General features: G+C 61.0%; 23 protein-coding genes. 22 read left to right on the forward strand and 1 reads right to left on the reverse strand.

Going from position 1 to position 20,829, the window contains the following annotated elements; genetic code table 11:
- Positions 1–105: 105 nt before the first annotated feature.
- Positions 106–654 (forward strand): glycine zipper 2TM domain-containing protein, encoded by a 549-nt coding sequence (locus AACY42_RS23910; RefSeq protein ID WP_003197986.1) that lies wholly within the window; start codon positions 106–108, stop codon positions 652–654.
- 253 nt (positions 655–907) lie between these two features.
- Here the strand turns inward: AACY42_RS23910 and suhB are convergent, their stop codons facing one another.
- Positions 908–1,726, reverse strand: coding sequence for a type III secretion system regulator SuhB (gene suhB / locus AACY42_RS23915; RefSeq protein ID WP_003185165.1), 819 nt, complete (start codon positions 1,724–1,726; stop codon positions 908–910).
- A 144-nt stretch (positions 1,727–1,870) separates the two neighbouring features.
- Between suhB and trmJ the strand changes: the two genes are divergently transcribed.
- The 21 genes from trmJ (at position 1,871) to AACY42_RS24020 (ending at position 20,814) form a co-directional block, all read left to right on the forward strand.
- Positions 1,871–2,641, forward strand: a complete 771-nt coding sequence (gene trmJ / locus AACY42_RS23920; protein ID WP_339482746.1) for a tRNA (cytosine(32)/uridine(32)-2'-O)-methyltransferase TrmJ — start codon at positions 1,871–1,873, stop codon at positions 2,639–2,641.
- A gap of 1 nt (position 2,642) precedes the next feature.
- Positions 2,643–3,419 (forward strand): serine O-acetyltransferase, encoded by a 777-nt coding sequence (gene cysE, locus AACY42_RS23925; RefSeq protein WP_003197992.1) that lies wholly within the window; start codon positions 2,643–2,645, stop codon positions 3,417–3,419.
- A 265-nt stretch (positions 3,420–3,684) separates the two neighbouring features.
- Positions 3,685–4,176, forward strand: coding sequence for a Fe-S cluster assembly transcriptional regulator IscR (gene iscR, locus AACY42_RS23930; protein ID WP_003185160.1), 492 nt, complete (start codon positions 3,685–3,687; stop codon positions 4,174–4,176).
- A gap of 50 nt (positions 4,177–4,226) precedes the next feature.
- Complete coding sequence (locus tag AACY42_RS23935; RefSeq protein ID WP_339482747.1) at positions 4,227–5,441, forward strand: IscS subfamily cysteine desulfurase; 1,215 nt, start codon at positions 4,227–4,229, stop codon at positions 5,439–5,441.
- 43 nt (positions 5,442–5,484) lie between these two features.
- Entirely contained in the window at positions 5,485–5,871 is a 387-nt protein-coding gene (gene iscU / locus AACY42_RS23940; RefSeq protein WP_003185157.1) for a Fe-S cluster assembly scaffold IscU, read from the forward strand.
- Between the two features lie 25 nt (positions 5,872–5,896).
- A complete protein-coding gene (iscA, locus tag AACY42_RS23945) occupies positions 5,897–6,220 on the forward strand; it encodes an iron-sulfur cluster assembly protein IscA (RefSeq protein ID WP_339482749.1) in 324 nt (107 codons plus the stop codon).
- 8 nt (positions 6,221–6,228) lie between these two features.
- The gene (hscB, locus tag AACY42_RS23950) at positions 6,229–6,750 is read left to right on the forward strand and encodes a co-chaperone HscB (RefSeq protein WP_339482751.1); all 522 of its coding nucleotides are present in this window, start codon (positions 6,229–6,231) and stop codon (positions 6,748–6,750) included.
- Between the two features lie 50 nt (positions 6,751–6,800).
- Positions 6,801–8,663 carry a Fe-S protein assembly chaperone HscA gene (hscA, locus tag AACY42_RS23955; RefSeq protein ID WP_339482752.1) on the forward strand — a complete coding sequence of 621 codons (1,863 nt, stop codon included), beginning with the start codon at positions 6,801–6,803 and terminating at the stop codon, positions 8,661–8,663.
- Between the two features lie 3 nt (positions 8,664–8,666).
- Positions 8,667–9,008, forward strand: a complete 342-nt coding sequence (gene fdx / locus AACY42_RS23960) for an ISC system 2Fe-2S type ferredoxin (protein WP_018611575.1) — start codon at positions 8,667–8,669, stop codon at positions 9,006–9,008.
- 13 nt (positions 9,009–9,021) lie between these two features.
- Positions 9,022–9,222 carry a Fe-S cluster assembly protein IscX gene (gene iscX / locus AACY42_RS23965; RefSeq protein ID WP_339482754.1) on the forward strand — a complete coding sequence of 67 codons (201 nt, stop codon included), beginning with the start codon at positions 9,022–9,024 and terminating at the stop codon, positions 9,220–9,222.
- 88 nt (positions 9,223–9,310) lie between these two features.
- Positions 9,311–9,736, forward strand: a complete 426-nt coding sequence (gene ndk / locus AACY42_RS23970; protein WP_042727994.1) for a nucleoside-diphosphate kinase — start codon at positions 9,311–9,313, stop codon at positions 9,734–9,736.
- A gap of 28 nt (positions 9,737–9,764) precedes the next feature.
- Complete coding sequence (gene rlmN, locus AACY42_RS23975) at positions 9,765–10,913, forward strand: 23S rRNA (adenine(2503)-C(2))-methyltransferase RlmN (RefSeq protein ID WP_339482756.1); 1,149 nt, start codon at positions 9,765–9,767, stop codon at positions 10,911–10,913.
- 12 nt (positions 10,914–10,925) lie between these two features.
- The gene (gene pilW, locus AACY42_RS23980; protein WP_339482758.1) at positions 10,926–11,684 is read left to right on the forward strand and encodes a type IV pilus biogenesis/stability protein PilW; all 759 of its coding nucleotides are present in this window, start codon (positions 10,926–10,928) and stop codon (positions 11,682–11,684) included.
- On the forward strand, positions 11,684–12,712 hold the full coding sequence (locus AACY42_RS23985; RefSeq protein ID WP_339482760.1) for a RodZ family helix-turn-helix domain-containing protein: 1,029 nt from the start codon (positions 11,684–11,686) through the stop codon (positions 12,710–12,712). Before pilW ends, AACY42_RS23985 begins: the two co-directional genes overlap by 1 nt.
- 3 nt (positions 12,713–12,715) lie before the next feature.
- Complete coding sequence (gene ispG, locus AACY42_RS23990) at positions 12,716–13,825, forward strand: flavodoxin-dependent (E)-4-hydroxy-3-methylbut-2-enyl-diphosphate synthase (RefSeq protein WP_003185136.1); 1,110 nt, start codon at positions 12,716–12,718, stop codon at positions 13,823–13,825.
- Between the two features lie 22 nt (positions 13,826–13,847).
- Positions 13,848–15,137 (forward strand): histidine--tRNA ligase, encoded by a 1,290-nt coding sequence (hisS, locus tag AACY42_RS23995; RefSeq protein WP_339482761.1) that lies wholly within the window; start codon positions 13,848–13,850, stop codon positions 15,135–15,137.
- A 40-nt stretch (positions 15,138–15,177) separates the two neighbouring features.
- Positions 15,178–15,819 (forward strand): YfgM family protein, encoded by a 642-nt coding sequence (locus AACY42_RS24000; RefSeq protein WP_339482762.1) that lies wholly within the window; start codon positions 15,178–15,180, stop codon positions 15,817–15,819.
- A complete protein-coding gene (gene bamB, locus AACY42_RS24005) occupies positions 15,812–16,963 on the forward strand; it encodes an outer membrane protein assembly factor BamB (RefSeq protein WP_339482764.1) in 1,152 nt (383 codons plus the stop codon). The genes AACY42_RS24000 and bamB overlap by 8 nt, the downstream gene beginning before the upstream one ends.
- 134 nt (positions 16,964–17,097) lie before the next feature.
- Positions 17,098–18,570, forward strand: coding sequence for a ribosome biogenesis GTPase Der (gene der, locus AACY42_RS24010; protein WP_339482766.1), 1,473 nt, complete (start codon positions 17,098–17,100; stop codon positions 18,568–18,570).
- Positions 18,571–18,886: 316 nt separating this feature from the next.
- A complete protein-coding gene (locus AACY42_RS24015) occupies positions 18,887–20,035 on the forward strand; it encodes a pyridoxal phosphate-dependent aminotransferase (RefSeq protein WP_339482768.1) in 1,149 nt (382 codons plus the stop codon).
- On the forward strand, positions 20,023–20,814 hold the full coding sequence (locus tag AACY42_RS24020) for an amidohydrolase (RefSeq protein ID WP_339482769.1): 792 nt from the start codon (positions 20,023–20,025) through the stop codon (positions 20,812–20,814). Before AACY42_RS24015 ends, AACY42_RS24020 begins: the two co-directional genes overlap by 13 nt.
- Positions 20,815–20,829: the final 15 nt, after the last annotated feature.

A 20,829-nucleotide genomic window follows, 5' to 3' on the forward strand; every position in this document is an offset into this window, starting at 1 on the left:
CCTCCGTCACAGCTGAAAAGGCGCGAGTTGAACTCGCGCCTTTTTTTGTGCTCCAAGGCTGGGAGAAGCGCGGATTAGTCCGCTTGTGATAGTCAGGAGGTTCAAGTGAACAAATCGATGCTGGTTGGTGCGGTATTGGGTGCTGTCGGTGTAACAGCCGGTGGTGCGGTCGCCACCTACAGCTTGGTAAAAAGTGGCCCTGAGTATGCGCAAGTACTGGCCGTGGAGCCGGTCAAGACCCAAATCAAGACCCCGCGTGAAGTCTGCAAGGACGTCACCGTAACCCGGCAGAAGCCGGTCCAGGACCAGCACCAGATCGCCGGTACCGTCCTGGGCGCGGTAGCCGGTGGCCTGTTGGGCAACCAGATCGGCGGCGGCACCGGCAAGAAAATCGCCACCGTGGCGGGTGCGGCCGGTGGCGGTTATGCCGGTAACAAGATTCAGGAAGGCATGCAGGAGCGCGACACCTACACCACCACCCAAACCCGCTGCAACACGGTCAATGACATCAGCGACAAGGTTGTAGGCTACGATGTTCGCTACATGCTCGACGGCAAAGAAGGCAAAGTCCGCATGGATCGCGACCCGGGTAACCAGATCCCGGTGAACAAGGAAGGTCAGCTGATCCTGGGGCAGAACGAACCGGCTCAGTGACCCAGTCGCGATGAAAGAAGCACCCTTCGGGGTGCTTTTTTTTTCGCCCGCATTTCATGCCCCCCCCCCCCAGGTCCCCTGTGGGAGCGGGCTTGCTCGCGAAAGCAGCGGGTCAGACTGCATCAATGTTGAATGTGCCGCAGTCGTCGCGAGCAGGCTTTGCTCCCGCAGACTCTTGCAAATAATTGGAGGTATGTCGAAATTCGGGCATAAAAAAAGCACCCCGAAGGGTGCTTTTTCTCTGGCCGGTTGCTTAGCGCTTCAGCGAAGCCGGCAGGTGGGGCTGGATGGCGGTGAGCACAGCCTTGAAGCATTTGGTGTTGCCGGCAACGATGTGGCCTTTTTCAAGGAAATCGTGGCCGCCGGTGAAGTCGCTCACCAAGCCGCCGGCTTCCTGGATCAGTAGGGCGCCTGCGGCCATGTCCCATTCGGATAGGCCCGACTCCCAGAACGCATCGAAACGGCCAGCAGCCACATAAGCCAGGTCCAGGCTCGCAGCGCCGGCACGGCGGATGCCGGCGGTCTGGCCGACCAGGGCGCGGAACATGCCCAGGTAGTTGTCCAGGTTGTCCATCTGGTCATCGCGGAACGGGAAGCCAGTACCCAGCAGGGCGCCGTCCAGGCTGGTGCGGCCGCTGACGCGCAGGCGACGACCGTTCAGTTGGGCGCCACGGCCACGGCTGGCAGTGAATTCTTCCTGGCGAACCGGGTCCAGCACAACGGCGTGTTCCAGGCGGCCACGGTATTTGCAGGCGATGCTGACAGCGAAGTGAGGAATGCCGCGCAAGAAATTGGTAGTGCCGTCCAGCGGATCGATGATCCACAGGTACTCTTCGCCTTCGATGCCAGTACCGGCGTGCATGCCGGTCTCTTCACCGAGGATCGAGTGGTTTGGATAAGCCTTGCGCAGGGCGTCGACGATTTTTTGCTCGGCGGCGCGATCAACCTCGGACACGTAGTCCTTGGCGTCTTTTTCATCGACCTTGATGGTATCCAGGCGCTCGATGGAGCGGAAGATCAGTTCACTGGCGCTGCGGGCGGCGCGCAGCGCGATATTCAGCATGGGCTGCATGGATGTGTCACCTAAGGTTGTTAAAGAAAGCCGCGCATTCTATCAGAAAGTTTTCTCAGGAGAAGGTTGGTGTTCGCTTTCATAGCTTAACGGTAGGTGCTTATGTAAGATTTGCTCCCTTTATCGTGTTCGAGAGCGCCTCCCTTGTTGCAGAACATTCGTGTCGTCCTGGTCAATACCAGCCATCCGGGTAACATCGGCGGAGCTGCGCGGGCCATGAAGAACATGGGCCTGTCGCGGCTGGTGCTGGTCGAGCCGCGCTTGTTTCCCCATCACGAGGCCGATGCCCGGGCCTCTGGCGCCGGCGATATCCTGGCCAACGCCCAGGTCGTCGCTACCCTGGAAGACGCCTTGGTGGGGTGCAACCTGGTGCTCGGCACCAGCGCCCGCGACCGGCGTATTCCCTGGCCGCTGCTCGACCCCCGCGAATGCGGCACCAAAGTGGTCGATGAGGCCGCGCAAGGCTCTGAGATCGCCCTGGTGTTTGGTCGTGAAGACTCCGGCCTGACCAATGACGAGCTGCAGCGATGTCACTTTCACGTGCATATCCCTTCCGACCCGGAGTTCAGTTCCTTGAACCTGGGGGCGGCGGTGCAGGTGTTGGGCTACGAAGTGCGCATGGCTTGGCTGGCAGCCGAAGGCAAGCCCAGCAAAGTCGAAAAAACCGAGGTCACGTCGCCGCGCAGTGAGACACTGGCGACAATGGACGAGCTGGAGCGATTCTATGAACACTTGGAGCAGACCTTGGTGGACATCGAGTTCCTCGACCCGGAAAAGCCGCGGCACTTGATGGCGCGCCTGCGTCGGTTGTACGGACGAAGCTCGGTCAGCCGGGCGGAGATGAATATATTGCGCGGCATCCTCACGGAAACCCAGAAGGCGGCCCGTGGCGAGCTGATTAAGCGGAAGAAATAAAATGTTCGAACGTTTGCGTGAAGATATCCAAAGTGTTTTCCATCGTGACCCGGCGGCGCGCAATGCCTTTGAAGTGCTGACCTGCTACCCGGGGATGCACGCGATCTGGATCCACCGCCTGTCCGGCGCCTTGTGGAATATGGGCTGGAAGTGGCTGGCGCGGCTGGTCTCGAACTTCGGGCGTTGGCTGACCGGGATCGAGATCCATCCGGGCGCCAAGGTCGGTCGCCGCTTCTTCATCGATCACGGCATGGGTATCGTCATCGGCGAAACCGCCGAGATCGGCGACGACGTCACCCTGTACCAGGGCGTGACCCTCGGTGGCACCAGCTGGAACAAAGGCAAGCGCCACCCTACGCTGGAAGACGGCGTGGTGGTGGGGGCCGGGGCCAAGGTGCTCGGGCCGTTCACGGTGGGGGCGGGGGCGAAAGTCGGTTCCAACGCCGTGGTCACCAAGGCTGTGCCGCCCGGTGCGACCGTGGTGGGCATTCCGGGGCGGATCATCGTCAAGTCCGACGACGAGCAGGATGCCCGGCGCAAGGCCATGGCTGAGAAGATCGGCTTCGACGCCTACGGTGTCGGCGAAGACATGCCCGACCCGGTCGCCCGCGCCATCAACCAGTTGCTCGATCACCTGCAGGCCGTCGATGGGCGCCTGGAGGGGATGTGCGGCGCCCTGAAAGACCTGGGCAGTAATTACTGTGCCAAGGACCTGCCTGAGCTGCGCGAGGAAGACTTTGCGTGTGTGAAGGACAAGGATGAAACCCAGGCCAGCTAAACCGAGGTGCCTGCATCGCGGGCAAGTCTTGTTCCCACGGGAGTCCTGGTTTTTACAGGCCTCCTCTATGGGGGAGGATCCTGTGGGAGCAAAGCTTGCTCGTGATGAGCGATAGCGCGGTATGGCTGGTCGCCGTCGACCAGCCTTTGCTATCATGCGCGCGCTCTTTCGCGGGTAAACCCGAGTAAAGCACTAGGTCTTATACTTGACTTAAATACTCGGGAATTGCATACTCGCCCCATTCCGAACTCCGTGGTAATTGTCCATGCGACTGACTACAAAAGGCCGATACGCCGTGACGGCAATGCTGGATCTGGCATTGCATGCGCAGCACGGGCCGGTGTCCCTGGCCGATATCTCCGAGCGCCAGGGCATTTCCCTGTCCTACCTTGAACAGCTGTTCGCCAAGCTGCGCCGTAGCAACCTGGTTTCCAGTGTTCGCGGCCCGGGCGGCGGCTACCAGTTGTCGCGCGACATGCAGGGCATCCAGGTCGCCCAGGTGATCGATGCAGTGAACGAATCGGTCGATGCGACCAAATGCCAGGGCCTTGGCGACTGCCATGGCGGCGATACTTGCCTGACCCACCACTTGTGGTGTGACCTCAGCCTGCAGATCCACGAATTTCTAAGTGGTATCAGCTTGGCTGACCTTGTAACTCGCCGTGAGGTGCAAGAAGTAGCCCAGCGTCAGGACCAGCGCCGTTGCAATAGCAAGGCGCCGCACCTGGACAAGATTGAAGCGTCCGCCGTCGAATGACTGCCGCAGAGCACGCGGAACGCCAGCCAGCCTGATTTAGGAGAGAGTCCATGAAATTGCCGATTTACCTTGATTACTCTGCGACCACCCCGGTTGATCCGCGTGTTGCGCAAAAAATGAGTGAATGCCTGCTGGTCGACGGAAACTTCGGTAACCCGGCGTCCCGTTCCCACGTGTTCGGCTGGAAGGCCGAAGAGTCGGTCGAAAGCGCCCGTCGCCAGGTTGCCGATCTGGTCAACGCCGACCCGCGTGAAATCGTCTGGACCTCCGGTGCCACTGAATCCGACAACCTGGCAATCAAGGGTGTCGCGCATTTCTATCACACCAAGGGCAAGCACCTGATCACCTCCAAGATCGAGCACAAGGCTGTCCTGGACACCACGCGCCAACTGGAGCGTGAAGGCTTCGAAGTCACCTACATCGAACCGGGTGAAGACGGCATCATCACTCCAGCGATGGTGGAGGCCGCTCTGCGCGACGACACCATCCTGGTTTCGATCATGCACGTGAACAACGAAATCGGCACCGTCAACGACATCGCGGCCATCGGCGAGTTGACCCGCTCCAAGGGCATCCTGTTCCACGTCGACGCGGCCCAGTCCACCGGCAAGGTCGACATCGATCTGTCCAAGCTGAAAGTCGACCTAATGTCGTTCTCGGCCCACAAGACCTACGGCCCTAAAGGCATCGGCGCCCTGTACGTCAGCCGCAAGCCGCGTGTTCGCCTCGAAGCGACCATGCACGGCGGCGGTCACGAGCGTGGCATGCGTTCCGGTACCCTGGCGACCCACCAGATCGTCGGCATGGGCGAAGCCTTCCGTGTAGCCAAGGAAGACATGGCTGCCGAGAATGTGCGCATCAAGGCCCTGAGCGACCGATTCTTCGAGCAGGTCGAGCACCTGGAAGAACTCTACGTCAACGGCAGCATGACCGCCCGCGTACCGCACAACCTGAACCTGAGCTTCAACTATGTTGAGGGCGAGTCGCTGATCATGGCACTCAAGGATCTGGCCGTGTCGTCCGGTTCGGCGTGCACCTCGGCGTCGCTGGAGCCTTCGTACGTACTGCGCGCCCTGGGCCGCAACGACGAACTGGCCCACAGCTCGATCCGCTTCACCTTCGGCCGTTTCACCACCGAAGAAGAAATCGATTACGCCGCGCAGAAAGTCTGCGAGGCCGTTACCAAGCTGCGCGCTCTGTCGCCGCTGTGGGACATGTACAAAGACGGCGTCGACATTTCGAAAATCGAGTGGGCGGCGCACTGAAGAAGTCGCCACCAGAGCGACTCACTGATGAGGATTGAAGCAAATGGCATATAGCGAAAAGGTCATCGACCACTACGAGAACCCGCGCAACGTCGGCAAGATGGACGCGCAGGATCCTGATGTCGGCACCGGCATGGTCGGCGCCCCGGCGTGCGGCGATGTGATGCGCCTGCAGATCAAGGTCAACGAGCAAGGCATCATCGAAGATGCCAAGTTCAAGACCTATGGCTGCGGTTCCGCCATCGCGTCCAGCTCCCTGGCCACCGAGTGGATGAAGGGCAAGACCCTTGATGAAGCCGAAACCATCAAGAACACACAGTTGGCCGAAGAACTGGCCCTGCCGCCAGTGAAGATCCACTGCTCGGTACTCGCCGAAGACGCCATCAAGGCCGCTGTTCGCGATTACAAGCAGAAGAAAGGCTTGATCTGATCCGCGTTACGGTAAGGAGTTTTCCATGGCTATCCAGATGACAGAAGCGGCAGCTAAGCATGTGCAGCGTTCCCTCGCAGGGCGCGGCAAGGGCGAGGGTATTCGCCTGGGTGTTCGCACCACGGGCTGCTCTGGCCTTGCCTACGTGTTGGAATTTGTCGACGAAGTGGGCGAAGACGATCAGGTGTTCGAGAGTCATGGTCAGAAAGTGATCATCGACCCGAAAAGCCTGTCTTACCTGGACGGCACCGAGCTGGATTTCGTCAAGGAAGGGTTGAACGAAGGCTTCAAGTTCAACAACCCCAACGTGCGCGGTGAATGTGGCTGCGGCGAAAGCTTCAACATCTGAGGCAGCTTGTGGGTACTCCTTGTCATTTTGCGCTGTTCCAGATGCAACCTGCGTTCCAGCTGGATCTCGAGCAGTTGTCCGCGCGTTACCTTGAGTTGGCCCGTGGCGTCCATCCCGATCGCTTTGCCGATGCTTCCGAGGCGGAGCAGCGGCGGGCGCTCGAGCAGTCGGCGAACCTCAACGAGGCCTACCAGACGCTCAAGCACCCGGCCAAGCGCGCGCGTTACCTGCTCACCATCAGCGGCCATGAGTTGCCGCTGGAGGTCACGGTCCACGATCCCGAGTTTCTTTTGCAGCAGATGCAATGGCGCGAAGAGCTCGAAGACCTGCAGGACAGTGCCGACCTGGCCGGTGTCGCGGTATTCAAGCGACGCTTGAAAGACGCCCAGCAAGAACTGAACGAAAGCTTCGCAGCCTGCTGGAATGATGCCGCGCAACGCGAACAGGCCGAACGCCTGATGCGGCGCATGCAGTTCCTCGACAAGCTCACCTACGAAGTGCGCCAGCTCGAAGAGCGCCTCGACGATTAACCCAGTGCCGCTCCGGTCGCACGCCTGATTACAGATAAGTCCTGATTACGATGGCCCTACTGCAGATCGCCGAACCCGGCCAAAGTCCACAACCGCACCAGCGTCGCCTGGCTGTCGGGATCGACTTGGGTACCACCAATTCCCTGGTCGCTGCCTTGCGCAGCGGTCTTTCCGAACCGCTGGCCGACGAGCAGGGGCGGGTGATCCTGCCGTCTGCCGTGCGCTATCACGCCAATCACGTTGAAGTGGGCGAATCGGCCAAGCTGGCCGCCGCCACCGACCCTTTGAACACCATCGTGTCGGTCAAGCGCTTGATGGGTCGTGGTCTGTCCGACGTCAAGCAATTGGGCGATCAACTGCCGTATCGCTTCGTCGGTGGCGAATCCCACATGCCGTTCATCGAAACCGTACAGGGCCCGAAAAGCCCGGTAGAGGTTTCCGCCGACATCCTCAAGGTCCTGCGCCAGCGCGCCGAAGCGGCATTGGGTGGTGAATTGGTGGGCGCGGTCATTACCGTTCCGGCTTATTTCGATGACGCTCAGCGCCAAGCCACCAAGGATGCCGCCAAGCTGGCCGGCCTGAACGTGCTGCGCCTGCTCAACGAGCCGACAGCCGCTGCGGTCGCGTATGGCCTGGACCAGCATGCCGAAGGCTTGGTCGCCATCTACGACTTGGGTGGCGGTACTTTCGATATTTCGATCCTGCGCCTGACTGGCGGTGTTTTCGAAGTCCTGGCCACTGGCGGCGACAGCGCCCTGGGCGGCGATGACTTCGACCATGCCATTGCTGGCTGGATCATCGAGCAAGCCGGTTTGTCCGCTGATCTCGACCCGGGTGCGCAGCGCCATCTGCTGCAAACCGCCTGCGCCGCCAAGGAAGCCTTGACCGACGCCGCTACCGTTGAAGTGGCTTATGGCGAGTGGAAAGCGGCGCTGACCCGCGAAGCCTTCGATGCCCTGATCGAGCCCATGGTCGCCCGCAGCCTCAAGGCCTGTCGCCGTGCCGTGCGCGATTCCGGCGTAGAGCTTGAAGACGTCAAGGCCGTGGTCATGGTCGGTGGTTCGACCCGCGTGCCTCGGGTTCGCGAAGCCGTTGCCGAGGCCTTTGGCCGTCAGCCGCTGACTGAAATCGACCCGGATCAGGTGGTTGCCATCGGCGCCGCGATCCAGGCTGATACCCTGGCTGGCAACAAGCGCGATGGCGACGAGCTGCTGTTGCTCGACGTGATTCCGTTGTCCTTGGGGCTGGAAACCATGGGCGGCCTGATGGAGAGGGTGATTCCGCGCAACACCACTATCCCGGTTGCCCGCGCCCAGGACTTCACCACTTATAAGGACGGCCAGTCGGCCATGATGATTCACGTGCTGCAAGGCGAGCGTGAACTGATCAGCGACTGCCGCTCTCTGGCTCGCTTCGAATTGCGCGGCATCCCGGCCATGGTCGCTGGTGCGGCGAAGATCCGCGTGACCTTCCAGGTCGATGCCGACGGATTGCTCAACGTCTCCGCCCGCGAGCTGGGTTCGGGCGTGGAAGCGAGCATCCAGGTCAAACCGTCCTACGGCCTGACCGATGGCGAAATCGCCAAGATGCTCAAGGATTCTTTCCAGTATGCCGGCGACGACAAGGTGGCGCGTGTGCTGCGCGAGCAGCAGGTCGACGCCCAGCGCCTGATCGAAGCCGTGCAAGGTGCCCTTGAGGTCGACGGCGAGCGGTTGCTGGACGCTGAAGAGCGCATGGTCATCGAGCTGCAAATGCAGGAATTGTCCGAATTGATCAAAGGCACCGATGGCTATGCCATCGAGCAGCAGACCAAGCGTTTGTCGCACGTCACCGATGCCTTTGCTGCCCGCCGCCTGGACTCGACGGTGAAAGCCGCCCTGGCGGGGCGCAACCTGAATGAAATCGAGGAATAACTGATGCCGCAGGTGATTTTTCTGCCCCACGAGAAGTTCTGTCCGGAGGGCATGGTCGTGGAGGCTGAGCCCGGAATTTCCATTCTCGAGCTGGCCCATGAGCACCATATAGAGATGGAAAGTGCCTGTGGCGGGGTCTGCGCCTGCACGACTTGCCATTGCATCATTCGTGAAGGGTTCGACTCGCTGGAAGAGGCGGATGATCTGGAGGAGGATTTCCTCGATCGGGCCTGGGGCCTGGAGGCGCAATCGCGCCTGGGGTGCCAAGCCATTGTCGGTACCGAAGACCTGACCGTCGAAATCCCGAAATATTCGCTTAACCATGCGGCTGAAGCGCCGCACTGATGGTGACACTGTCATGAGCTATGGTTGGAATGATGTACAACGCATCGCAGAAGAACTGGCCGAAGCCAAGCCGGACGTGAATCCGTTGACTGTGAATTTTGTCGATTTGCAGCGCTGGATCATGGAACTTCCCGATTTCGACAATACCTCTGGCCGTTGTGGCGAGAAGGTCTTGGAGGCGGTCCAGGCGCTCTGGATCGCAGAAATCGACTGATCGACCTGGCAGGTTAGGCAATACCCCTGAACCCGCGTATAATTCGCGGGTTTAATTTTTCGCAAATTACCGTTTCTGGAGTTACACCATGGCTGTTCAACGTACTTTCTCCATCATCAAGCCTGACGCCGTTGCTAAAAACGTGATCGGCAAGATCGTTACCCGCTTCGAAGACGCTGGCCTGCGCGTTGTAGCTTCGAAAATGAAGCAGCTGTCCAAAGCCGAAGCCGAAGGCTTCTACGCTGAGCACAGCGAGCGTGGTTTCTTCGGTGAGCTGGTTGCTTTCATGACTTCCGGTCCGGTTGTCGTTCAGGTGCTGGAAGGCGAAAACGCTATCGCTCGCAACCGTGAGCTGATGGGCGCTACCAACCCTAAAGAAGCCGCTGCCGGCACCATCCGTGCTGACTTCGCCGAGTCCATCGACGCCAACGCCGTTCACGGTTCGGACTCCGAAGCCGCTGCTGCTCGCGAAATCGCTTACTTTTTCTCCGCTACTGAAGTAACCACTCGCTAAGCCCAGGCTTTTGAGTGAAGGTGAATCCATGACTACATCGAACGGCAAAACCAACCTGTTGGGCCTGACCCAGCCGGAAATGGAGAAATTCTTCGACTCGATCGGGGAGAAGCGTTTTCGTGCCGGCCAGGTGATGAAATGGATTCACCACTTTGGCGTCGACGACTTCGACGCCATGACGAATGTCGGCAAGGCCCTGCGCGAAAAGCTCAAGGCTGTTGCCGAGATTCGCGGCCCCGAAGTGGTCAGCCAGGACATTTCCAGCGATGGCACCCGTAAATGGGTGGTGCGCGTGGCGTCCGGTAGCTGCGTCGAGACCGTCTACATTCCCCAGGGCAAGCGCGGCACCTTGTGCGTTTCGTCCCAGGCAGGCTGTGCCCTGGATTGCAGTTTCTGCTCCACCGGCAAGCAAGGCTTCAATAGCAACCTCACCGCCGCCGAAGTGATCGGCCAGGTGTGGATTGCCAACAAATCCTTTGGCAGCGTCCCGGCGACCGTAGACCGTGCCATCACCAATGTGGTGATGATGGGCATGGGTGAGCCGCTGCTGAACTTCGACAACGTCGTTTCCGCCATGCACCTGATGATGGACGACCTGGGTTACGGCATCTCCAAGCGCCGTGTGACCCTGTCTACCTCAGGCGTGGTGCCGATGATCGATGAGCTGGCCAAGCATATCGACGTCTCCCTGGCGCTGTCGCTGCACGCACCCAATGACGCATTGCGTAACCAATTGGTGCCGATCAACAAGAAGTATCCGCTTAAGATGCTGCTCGAGTCGTGTCAGCGCTACATGTCGTCCCTGGGCGAAAAACGCGTGCTGACCATCGAGTACACACTGCTCAAAGATGTGAACGACAAGGTCGAACACGCGGTCGAGATGGTTGAGCTGCTCAAGAACATCCCGTGCAAGATCAACCTGATCCCGTTCAACCCGTTCCCGCATTCCGGTTACGAGCGTCCGAGCAACAACGCGATTCGTCGCTTCCAGGATCAGCTTCACCACGCGGGCTTCAACGTCACCGTGCGCACCACCCGCGGCGAAGACATCGACGCCGCCTGTGGCCAATTGGTAGGACAGGTGCTGGATCGCACCCGTCGCAGCGAACGCTACATTGCCGTGCGTGAGTTGAACGCCGCGGATGATGCGGTGCAAAACGCTGCGAACAGTCACTAAGAGAGGAACTCTATGTCCCTGCGCTTCGCGCTCGTTTTGCTGTTGGCCGGCCTTTGTTCCGGTTGTGTCCTGTCGGGTGACTACAACCCGATGAGGACCAGCAAAGGGCGCGACGAGGCGCGTGTGGCCTACGTGCAACTGGGTATTGGCTACCTGCAGCAGGGCATGACCGAGCGGGCCAAGGTGCCGCTCAAGAAAGCCCTGGAATTGGATGATTCCGATCCTGATGCCAACGCGGCCCTGGCCCTGGTGTTCCGGGCCGAAATGGAGCCGGAGCTGGCCGACCAGCATTTTCGCAAGGCGCTGTCTGCCCGCCCGCAAGACGCACGGATCCTGAACAACTACGGCAGCTTTCTTTTCGAGCAGAAACGCTACAAGGACGCCTACGAGCGCTTCGAGCAGGCTGCCACCGACACCCTCTACCCCGAGCGTTCGCGGGTTTTCGAAAACCTCGGCATGACAGCCGCGCAGTTGGGCCAGCGTGACCTGGCCCGCCAGCACCTGGAAAAGGCGCTGCGGCTCAACCGCCAGCAACCGCGGGCGCTGCTGGAAATGGCTGAGTTGTCCTACGAAGACAGGCATTATGTGCCCGCGCGTGACTACTATGAGCGTTTTAGCCTGCTGAGCGAGCAAAATGCACGTAGTCTATTGCTCGGCGTTCGGCTGGCACATGTGTTTGAAGATCGCGACAAGGCTGCAAGTTACGGCCTGCAACTCAAAAGACTCTATCCCGGTACGCCGGAATATCAGCAATACCTGTCGGAGCAATGATGAAAGCGGCGCATCCCGAAGTTGTAGCAGCGACTCGCGTAAATCCCGGTGAGACCCTGCGTCAAGCCCGCGAAAGCAATGGTTGGTCGCTGGCTGAAGTGGCCCTCAAGCTCAATCTCACCGTGACCTCCTTGGGCAATCTGGAAACGGGCGCGTTCGACAAGCTGCCTGGGCACACGTTTGCCCGGGGCTATATCCGCGCCTATGCCAAGTTACTCGGCATGGACCAGACCGTGCTGGTCCAGCAATTCGATCAGTACACCGGTTCCGATGCCCAGGGCAGCAGCGTGCACAGCCTGGGTCGCATCGAGGAGCCGGTTCGCGTCTCCCACACGATTTTGCGAATCGTCAGCCTGTTGCTGTTGCTCGCGGTGATTGGTGGCGGTTTTGTCTGGTGGCAGGACCAAGCTTCCTTGCGTGGCAAGGAACCAATCGCCATGAGCCCTGAACACGTTGAGGTCGAAGGCGCCGACGGTACCACTCAGATCCATCCGCTGGACGAGCCGGAAGACCAGGCTGTCGTGGCGGGTCAGGCCGAAGGCGAAACCGTCCTGGTGTTGCCACAAGGCCAGGACGCCGCCGATGCCCAGGCGGGTGTCGAGCCGGCTGTTCCAGCCCCTGCGCCCGCTGCACCAACAGCGCCGGCTGCACCGATCACCGACAGCGCACCGATTGCCACCGTACCTGACGCTCCGAGCGCGCCAGCGCCGACCGTGGCTGCGCCTGCGACCAACGCCGCGCCAGTCGTCCCGGCAGCGCCAGTGGCTGCGGTGGCGCCTGTCGCAGGTGAAGGCCAGGTACAGATTCAGTTTGTCGCCGACTGCTGGACGCAGATCACCGACGGCAACGGCAAGGTGCTGTTCAGTGGCCTCAAGCGCAAGGGCGACAGCACCTCCATCAACGGCAAGCCACCCTTTGCCGTACGCCTGGGTTATGCCCGTGGCGCGCAGGTCAGCTACAACGGCCAGCCGGTCGATATCGCTCCGTTCACCAGTGGCGAGACCGCTCGCCTGAAGTTGGGTCAATAAGTCATGCACGGCGAATCTCCAATCAAGCGTCGCGAATCCCGGAAGATCTGGGTCGGCAACGTGCCCGTGGGCGGCGATGCGCCTATCGCTGTGCAGAGCATGACCAACAGCGACACCAATGACGTGGCCGCCACGGTCGCGCAGATCAACCGTCTGGAAGCCGCCGGTGTCGACATCGTGCGCGTATCGGTGCCGGACATGGACGCCGCCGAGGCGTTCGGCAAGATCAAGCAACTGGTCAAGGTCCCCTTGGTGGCCGACATTCACTTCGACTACCGCATCGCCCTGCGCGTGGCTGAGTTGGGTGTGGATTGCCTGCGCATCAACCCGGGCAACATCGGTCGCGAAGACCGTGTACGTGCCGTGGTGGATGCCGCCCGCGACCGGGGCATCCCGATCCGCATCGGCGTGAACGCCGGTTCCCTGGAAAAAGACCTGCAAAAGAAATACGGCGAACCGACCCCGGCGGCGCTGGTGGAATCGGCCCTGCGGCACGTCGAACATCTCGAGCGCCTGAATTTCCAGGACTTCAAGGTCAGCGTGAAGGCCTCCGACGTGTTCATGGCCGTCGAAGCCTACCGCCTGCTGGCCAAGGAAATCGTCCAGCCGCTGCACCTGGGCATCACCGAAGCCGGTGGGTTGCGTTCGGGCACGGTGAAATCCGCCGTCGGCCTCGGTATGCTGCTCGCCGAAGGGATTGGCGATACTATCCGCATCTCGTTGGCGGCTGACCCGGTCGAGGAAGTGAAAGTCGGCTACGACATTCTCAAGTCCCTGCACCTGCGTTCCCGTGGCATCAACTTCATCGCCTGCCCGAGCTGCTCACGGCAGAACTTCGATGTGGTCAAGACCATGAACGAGCTGGAAGGGCGCCTCGAAGACCTGTTGGTGCCGCTGGATGTCGCGGTGATCGGTTGCGTGGTCAACGGGCCGGGCGAAGCCAAGGAGGCCCACATCGGCCTGACTGGCGGTACACCGAACCTGATTTACATCGACGGCAAGCCGTCGCAGAAACTGACGAATGACAATCTGGTGGATGAGCTGGAACGGCTGATTCGCCAGAAAGCGGCCGAAAAGGTCGAAGCCGACGCAGCGGTTATCGCGCGCGGTTAAGTCGAAAGATTAAGGAATACACGTGAGCAAGTCCCTGCAAGCCATTCGTGGCATGAACGACATCCTGCCCGAGCAGACGCCCCTGTGGCGCTATTTCGAGGGTACCGTGGCGCGTCTGCTGGATAACTACGGCTATCGGCAGATCCGCATGCCGATCGTCGAGTTCACCGAGCTGTTCAAGCGCTCCATCGGTGAAGTGACCGACATCGTCGAAAAAGAGATGTACACCTTCGACGACCGCAACGGCGACTCCCTGACCCTGCGCCCCGAAGGCACGGCGGCCTGTGTGCGAGCGGCGCTCGAGCACGGCATCACCGGCGGCGGTCAGGTGCAGAAACTCTGGTACATCGGTCCGATGTTCCGTCACGAACGTCCGCAGAAAGGCCGTTATCGCCAGTTCCACCAGATTGGTTGCGAAGTGTTCAACCTCGATGGCCCGGACATCGATGCTGAACTGATCGTGCTGACCTGGCGCCTGTGGGGCGAGCTGGGCATCCGTGACGCGGTCAAGCTTGAGCTCAACAGCCTGGGCACCAGCGAGTCCCGTGGCCGCTACCGTGAAGCGTTGGTGGAATTTCTTTGCGCGCACCTGGACAAGCTCGACGAAGACAGCCAGCGCCGTCTGAAGACCAACCCACTGCGTGTGCTCGACACCAAGAATGCCGACACCCAGGCGGTCCTGGTCGACGCGCCGAAAATGGCCGACTACCTCGACGACGAATCCCGTGTGCATTTCGAAGGGCTGAAAGCACGCCTCGACGCCGCGGGCATTCCCTACGTGATCAACCCCAAGTTGGTCCGTGGCCTGGATTACTACAGCAAGACCGTCTTCGAATGGGTCACCGACAAGCTCGGCGCCCAGGGCACAGTGTGTGCTGGCGGCCGCTACGACGGGCTGGTGGAGCAGATGGGCGGCAAGCCGACCCCGGGCGTGGGCTTTGCCATGGGCATCGAGCGCCTGGTGCTGATGCTTGAAGCCTTGGACAAGGTGCCCGAAGAACTGTCCCGTCAGGTCGACGTCTACCTGTGCGCCTTTGGCGAGGCCGCCGAGCTGGCAGCCCTGTCGTTGAGCGAGCGGATCCGCGACCAGTTACCCAACCTGCGCTTGCAGATCAACGCTGGTGCCGGCAGCTTCAAGAGCCAATTCAAGAAGGCCGACAAGAGCGGTGCGCTGTACGCATTGATCCTCGGTGACGACGAGCTGGCCCAACAAGTGGTAGGTTTCAAACCCCTGCGTGGCCAGGGCGAACAACAAAGCATTGCCTGGGATGCGCTTGCTGCACACCTGGCCACCTGCGTCGTGCAGGGTTGAAGCTGTCAAACAGCCGATTTAGCGATTAAGGAGTATTGGGGTGTCGAGTACCGAAGATGAACAGCTGGCGGATTTGAAGGAGTGGTGGACGCGCAACGGCAAGCCGCTGGTCACTGGCGGCCTGTTGGCGCTGGTCATCGTGTTCGGCTGGCAGGCCTACCAGAAATACCAGAGCAACCAGTCGCAAGGCGCCTCGGTGCTCTACCAGCAATTGCTGGAAACCACCCTGACCCCGGACGGTAAGCCTGACGCGGCCCGCGTGGCGGACCTGGCCGGCAAGCTGGACCAGGAATTCGGCGGCACCGCCTACGCCCAATACGGTCGCTTGTTCGTGGCCAAGGTGGCGGTGGACACCGGCAAACTGGACGACGCGGCCATCGAGCTCAAAGGTATCGTCGACAAACCGGCTAACCCGACCTTGGGCGAAGTGGCGCGTCAGCGCCTGGCGCAGGTGCTGGCGGCACAGAACAAGGCCGAAGACGCCTTGAAGCTGCTCGACGGTGATGCCGACAAGGCATTCCTGGCGACCCGCGAAGAACTCAAGGGCGACCTGCTGGTACAACTGGGCCGTGCCGATGAGGCCCATGCGGCCTACCAAAAAGCCAAGGCTGCGCTGTCGGATGAAGCCGCAGTCGGTGGCCTGCAAATCAAGCTGGACGACCTGGCCAAAGGGGATGCGTGACGTGATCCGTTGGAAACATGCAGCATTGCTGGCTCTGGCCATTCTGGCCGCGGGTTGCAGCAGCAACAGCAAGAAAGAACTGCCTCCGGCCGAACTGACCGACTTCAAAGAAGAAGTCGTGCTGCAGAAGCAGTGGAGCCGTTCCATCGGCGATGGCCAGGGTGAAACCTACAACATGCTGGTGCCGGCCATCGATGGCGACACCATCTATGCCGGCGATGTCACGGGCGTGGTGATGGCGATGGACCGCACCAACGGCGACGTCAAATGGAAGAAAGATCTTGAGCTGCCTGTTTCCGGCGCCGTTGGCGTGGGTTATGGCCTGGTCATGATCGGCACGCTCAAGGGCGAGATCGTTGCCCTGGACACGAGCAGCGGTGAAGAGAGATGGCGCGCCCGCGTGACCAGTGAAGTGCTCGCACCGCCGGCCAGCAACGGTGACGTGGTAGTGGTCCAGACCCAGGACGACCGTCTGATCGGTCTGGATGCCGCGACTGGCGACCAACGCTGGTTGTACGACAGCACCCCGGCGGTACTGACCCTGCGCGGCACCAGCGCGCCGATCGTGACCAACCGCCTGGCGGTGGCTGGTTTGTCGACCGGTAAAGTGGTGGCCCTGGATATTTCCAACGGCGTGCCGGTCTGGGAGCAACGCGTAGCGATCCCGCAAGGTCGTTCGGAGCTGGAGCGTGTGGTCGACATCGACGGTGGCTTGCTGCTGTCCGGCGGCACACTGTACGTCGCCAGCTATCAGGGTCGCGTTGCAGCACTGGACCTGGAAAGCGGCCGTCCGCTGTGGCAGCGCGATGCGTCTAGCTACGCTGGTGTCGCCCAAGGTTTTGGCAGCGTCTACGTAAGCCTGTCCTCGGGCACCGTCGAAGGCGTTGACGAACGTTCCACCACCGCATTGTGGAGCAACGACTCCCTGGCCCGTCGTCAACTGTCGGCCCCGGAGGTGTTCTCCAGTTACGTTGCAGTAGGTGACCTGGAAGGTTACCTGCACCTGCTCAGCCAGGTGGACGGTCGTTTCGTCGGCCGTGAGCGCATCGACAGCGACGGCCTGCGTGCCCGTCCGCTGGTGGTGGGCGACATGATCTATGTGTATGGCAACAGCGGCAAACTGGAAGCCCTGACCATCAAGTAAGACTATGCTTGGGGCTAATCCCCCCAAGCGGCCTTGTTCACAAGGCTTGCAGTGCTTCCACAGACTGCCCCGAGCACCAGCCGCTGCCTCGCAGCGGCTTTTGTATTTTCTGAAATAACGAAGTGGAGAGCCGCATGGTTCCCGTAATCGCCCTGGTGGGTCGACCGAACGTCGGCAAGTCCACCTTGTTCAATCGCCTGACCAGGACTCGCGACGCCATTGTCGGCGACTTGTCCGGTCTGACCCGTGATCGCCAATACGGTGAGGCCAAGTGGCAAGGGCGTACCTATATTCTGGTCGACACCGGCGGCATCTCCGGTGATGAACACGGCATGGACGAAAAAATGGCCGAGCAGTCGCTGCTCGCCATTGAAGAAGCCGATGTGGTGCTGTTCCTGGTAGACGCCAAGGCCGGTTTTACCGCCGCCGACCAGATGATCGCCGAGCATTTGCGCAAGCGTAACAAGCGTTCCTACGTGGTCGCCAACAAGGTCGACAACATCGACCCGGACATGGCCCGCGCCGAGTTCGCCCCGTTGGGCATGGGCCAGGCGATCCCGATCGCCGGCGCCCACGGTCGTGGCATCACCCAGATGCTGGAAATCGCTCTGGAGAGTTTCCCGAAAGATGACCTGGAAGAGCCGGAAGAGGGCGAGGAAGAGATCGTTGCCGAAGGCGAGGAAGCCAAGCGCATTCCGGGCCCAAGCGAGAAAGACGGGATCAAGATCGCCATCATCGGCCGCCCGAACGTGGGCAAGTCGACGCTGGTCAACCGCATGCTCGGCGAAGACCGGGTCATCGTCTACGACCAGCCCGGCACCACCCGCGACAGCATCTACATTCCCTTCGAACGTAACGAAGAGAAGTACACGCTGATCGACACCGCCGGTGTGCGCAAGCGCGGCAAGATCCACGAAGAAGTTGAAAAGTTCTCCGTGGTCAAGACCCTGCAGGCGATCAAAGACGCCAACGTGGTGATCTTCGTGATGGACGCCCGTGAAGGCGTGGTCGATCACGACTTGAACCTGCTGGGCTTCGCCCTGGAAGCCGGTCGTGCGCTGGTCATCGCGATCAACAAGTGGGACGGCATGACGCCGAGCGAACGGGATTTCGTGAAGATCGAATTGCAGCGTCGTCTGTTCTTCGTCGACTTCGCCGACATCCACTTCATCTCGGCTCTGCACGGCACAGGCGTGGGCAACCTCTACGCTTCGGTGCAGAACTCGTTCAAGTCGGCGGTGACTCGTTGGCCGACCAACCGCCTCACCCAGATCCTCGAAGATGCGGTAGGCGAGCACGCGCCACCGATGGTCAACAACCGTCGGATCAAGCTGCGCTACGCCCACTTGGGCGGTGCCAACCCGCCGATCATCGTGATCCACGGTAACCAGATCGAGAAGGTGCCCAAGTCGTACGTTCGTTACCTGGAGAACACCTATCGTCGCGTCCTGAAGCTGGTCGGCACGCCGATTCGCATCGAGTTCAAGGGCGGTGAGAACCCGTACGAAGGCAACAAGAACACGCTCACCGACCGCCAGGTCAACAAGAAGCGCCGCTTGATGTCGCACCACAAGAAGGCTGACAAGAAGCGCCGCGACAAGCGCTGACCCAGACTTCTCTCAGGACCGTTTTTGTGGCGAGGGCGCTTGCTCTCACTAGGTTGCGTTGTAGGAGCTGTCGAGTGCAACGAGGCTGCGATCTTTCCCCTGACACTTGAGTCTCAAGCGAAAGCTCAAAAGATCGCAGCCTTCGGCAGCTCCTACCACAGCCCAGCGGGAGCAAGCGCCCTCGCCACAGAGTTTTCCTGCGATTCGGTGACAAGAAAAGGGTGCCCTTGGTGGCACCCTTTTTCATGCTCGGCGATTGGGCTATCCTCGAGCTCTCCCGCGCCGCACAGAGCCGGGTGCAGAGCAGGGACCTCCGATGATCACCAGCAAGTTGCCGAATGTCGGCATCACTATTTTCACCCAGATGTCCCAGCTCGCCGCGCAAACGGGCGCGCTGAACCTGTCCCAGGGGTTTCCCGACTTCGATGGTCCGCAGGCCCTGCGCGATGCGGTCGGCCGGCACATTGCCCAAGGCCATAACCAATATTCGCCCATGACCGGCCTGCCGGCGCTACGCCAGCAGATCGCGGCGAAGATCGCCCGTAGCTATGGCGCCAGTGTCGATGCCGATCAGGAGGTCACCGTGACCCCCGGCGCGACCCAGGCGATTTTCTGTGCCATTGCAGCGCTGGTCCACAGCGGCGACGAAGTGATCGTCTTCGACCCCAGCTACGACAGCTACGAGCCTGCCGTGCAATTGGCCGGGGGGCGTTGCGTGCACGTGCCATTGGGCCAGGATGATTTCGCCCTCGACTTCGAGACGCTCGGCGAAGCTCTGAGTCCGCGTACGCGCATGATCATCCTCAACTCGCCGCACAACCCCAGCGGCGCCCTGATCAGCCGCGCTGAACTCGATCAATTGGCGACGCTGATTCGCGACCGTGACATCTACCTGGTCAGCGACGAGGTCTACGAACATTTGGTGTTCGACGGCGTCGCCCACGCCAGTGTCCTGGCCCATGAGGAGCTGTACCGACGCGCCTTCGTGGTCAGTTCGTTCGGCAAGACCTACCACGTCACCGGCTGGAAAACCGGCTACGTGGTGGCGCCAGCGGGGCTGACGGCGGAGCTGCGCAAGGTGCACCAGTACGTCAGCTTCTGTGGCGTGACGCCGTTGCAGTACGCCCTGGCTGACTATATGGCCGAGCATCCGGAATACGTCGATGAACTGCCGGACTTCTACCAGGCCAAGCGTGACCTGTTCTGCGATCTGCTGGCCCCGTCGCGGTTCAGCTTCAAGCGCGTGACCGGCACTTATTTCCAGTTGGTGGACTATTCGCAGGTTCGCCCGGACCTGAATGACGTCGACATGGCGGTGTGGATGACCCGTGAGCATGGCGTGGCGACGATTCCGGTTTCGGTGTTCTACCAGCACCCACCACAAGGCCAGCGCCTGGTGCGCCTGTGCTTTGCCAAACGCGAGGAGACGCTGCGCGAAGCGGCGGAAAAACTATGCGTGATTTGAGCGCGTTGCCAGACCTCGACATTGCCCTGGTCCAGACCACCCTGGCCTGGCATGACCGCAGGGCCAACCTGGAGCATTTCCAAGCGCTGCTTGAGCAGGCGCGCGGGGCTGACCTGATCATCCTCCCGGAAATGTTCACCACGGGTTTCTCCATGGAGTCCGAGACCCTGGCGGAACCGGAAAGCGGCCCGACGCACCAATGGCTCAAGGCCCAGGCTGCGAAGCTGGACGCGGTGGTCACCGGCAGTGTGATCATCCAGGCCGCTGATGGCAGCCATCGCAATCGCTTGCTCTGGGCGCGGCCGGATGGAGAGGTGCTGCATTACGATAAGCGCCATCTGTTTCGCATGGCGGGGGAGCACAACCACTACACTCCGGGTGAGCGGCAGGTGCTGTTCGAGCTCAAGGGCTGGCGGATTCGTCCGCTGATTTGCTACGACCTGCGCTTCCCGGTCTGGAGCCGCGACGCCGAGGACACCGACCTGCTGCTGTACACCGCCAACTGGCCCGGGGCGCGGCGTCAGCACTGGAATCGGCTGTTGCCGGCTCGGGCGATCGAGAACCTGTGCTACGTGGCGGCGGTAAACCGTGTCGGCACCGACGGTAAGGGTTTCGCCTACGCCGGTGACAGCCAGGTGCTGGACTTCCAGGGCGAAACCCTGCTCAGCGCTGGCGAAGCGGATGGCGTGTTCAACGTGTATTTGAACGCGGCGGACCTGGCGGCCTATCGCGCGCGGTTTCCGGCGAACCTGGATGCCGATTCGTTTGAATTCATCTGATTGAAACGATTCAGC

This window comes from Pseudomonas sp. RL_5y_Pfl2_73, assembly GCF_963970515.1.
Classification (GTDB): Bacteria; Pseudomonadota; Gammaproteobacteria; order Pseudomonadales; family Pseudomonadaceae; genus Aquipseudomonas.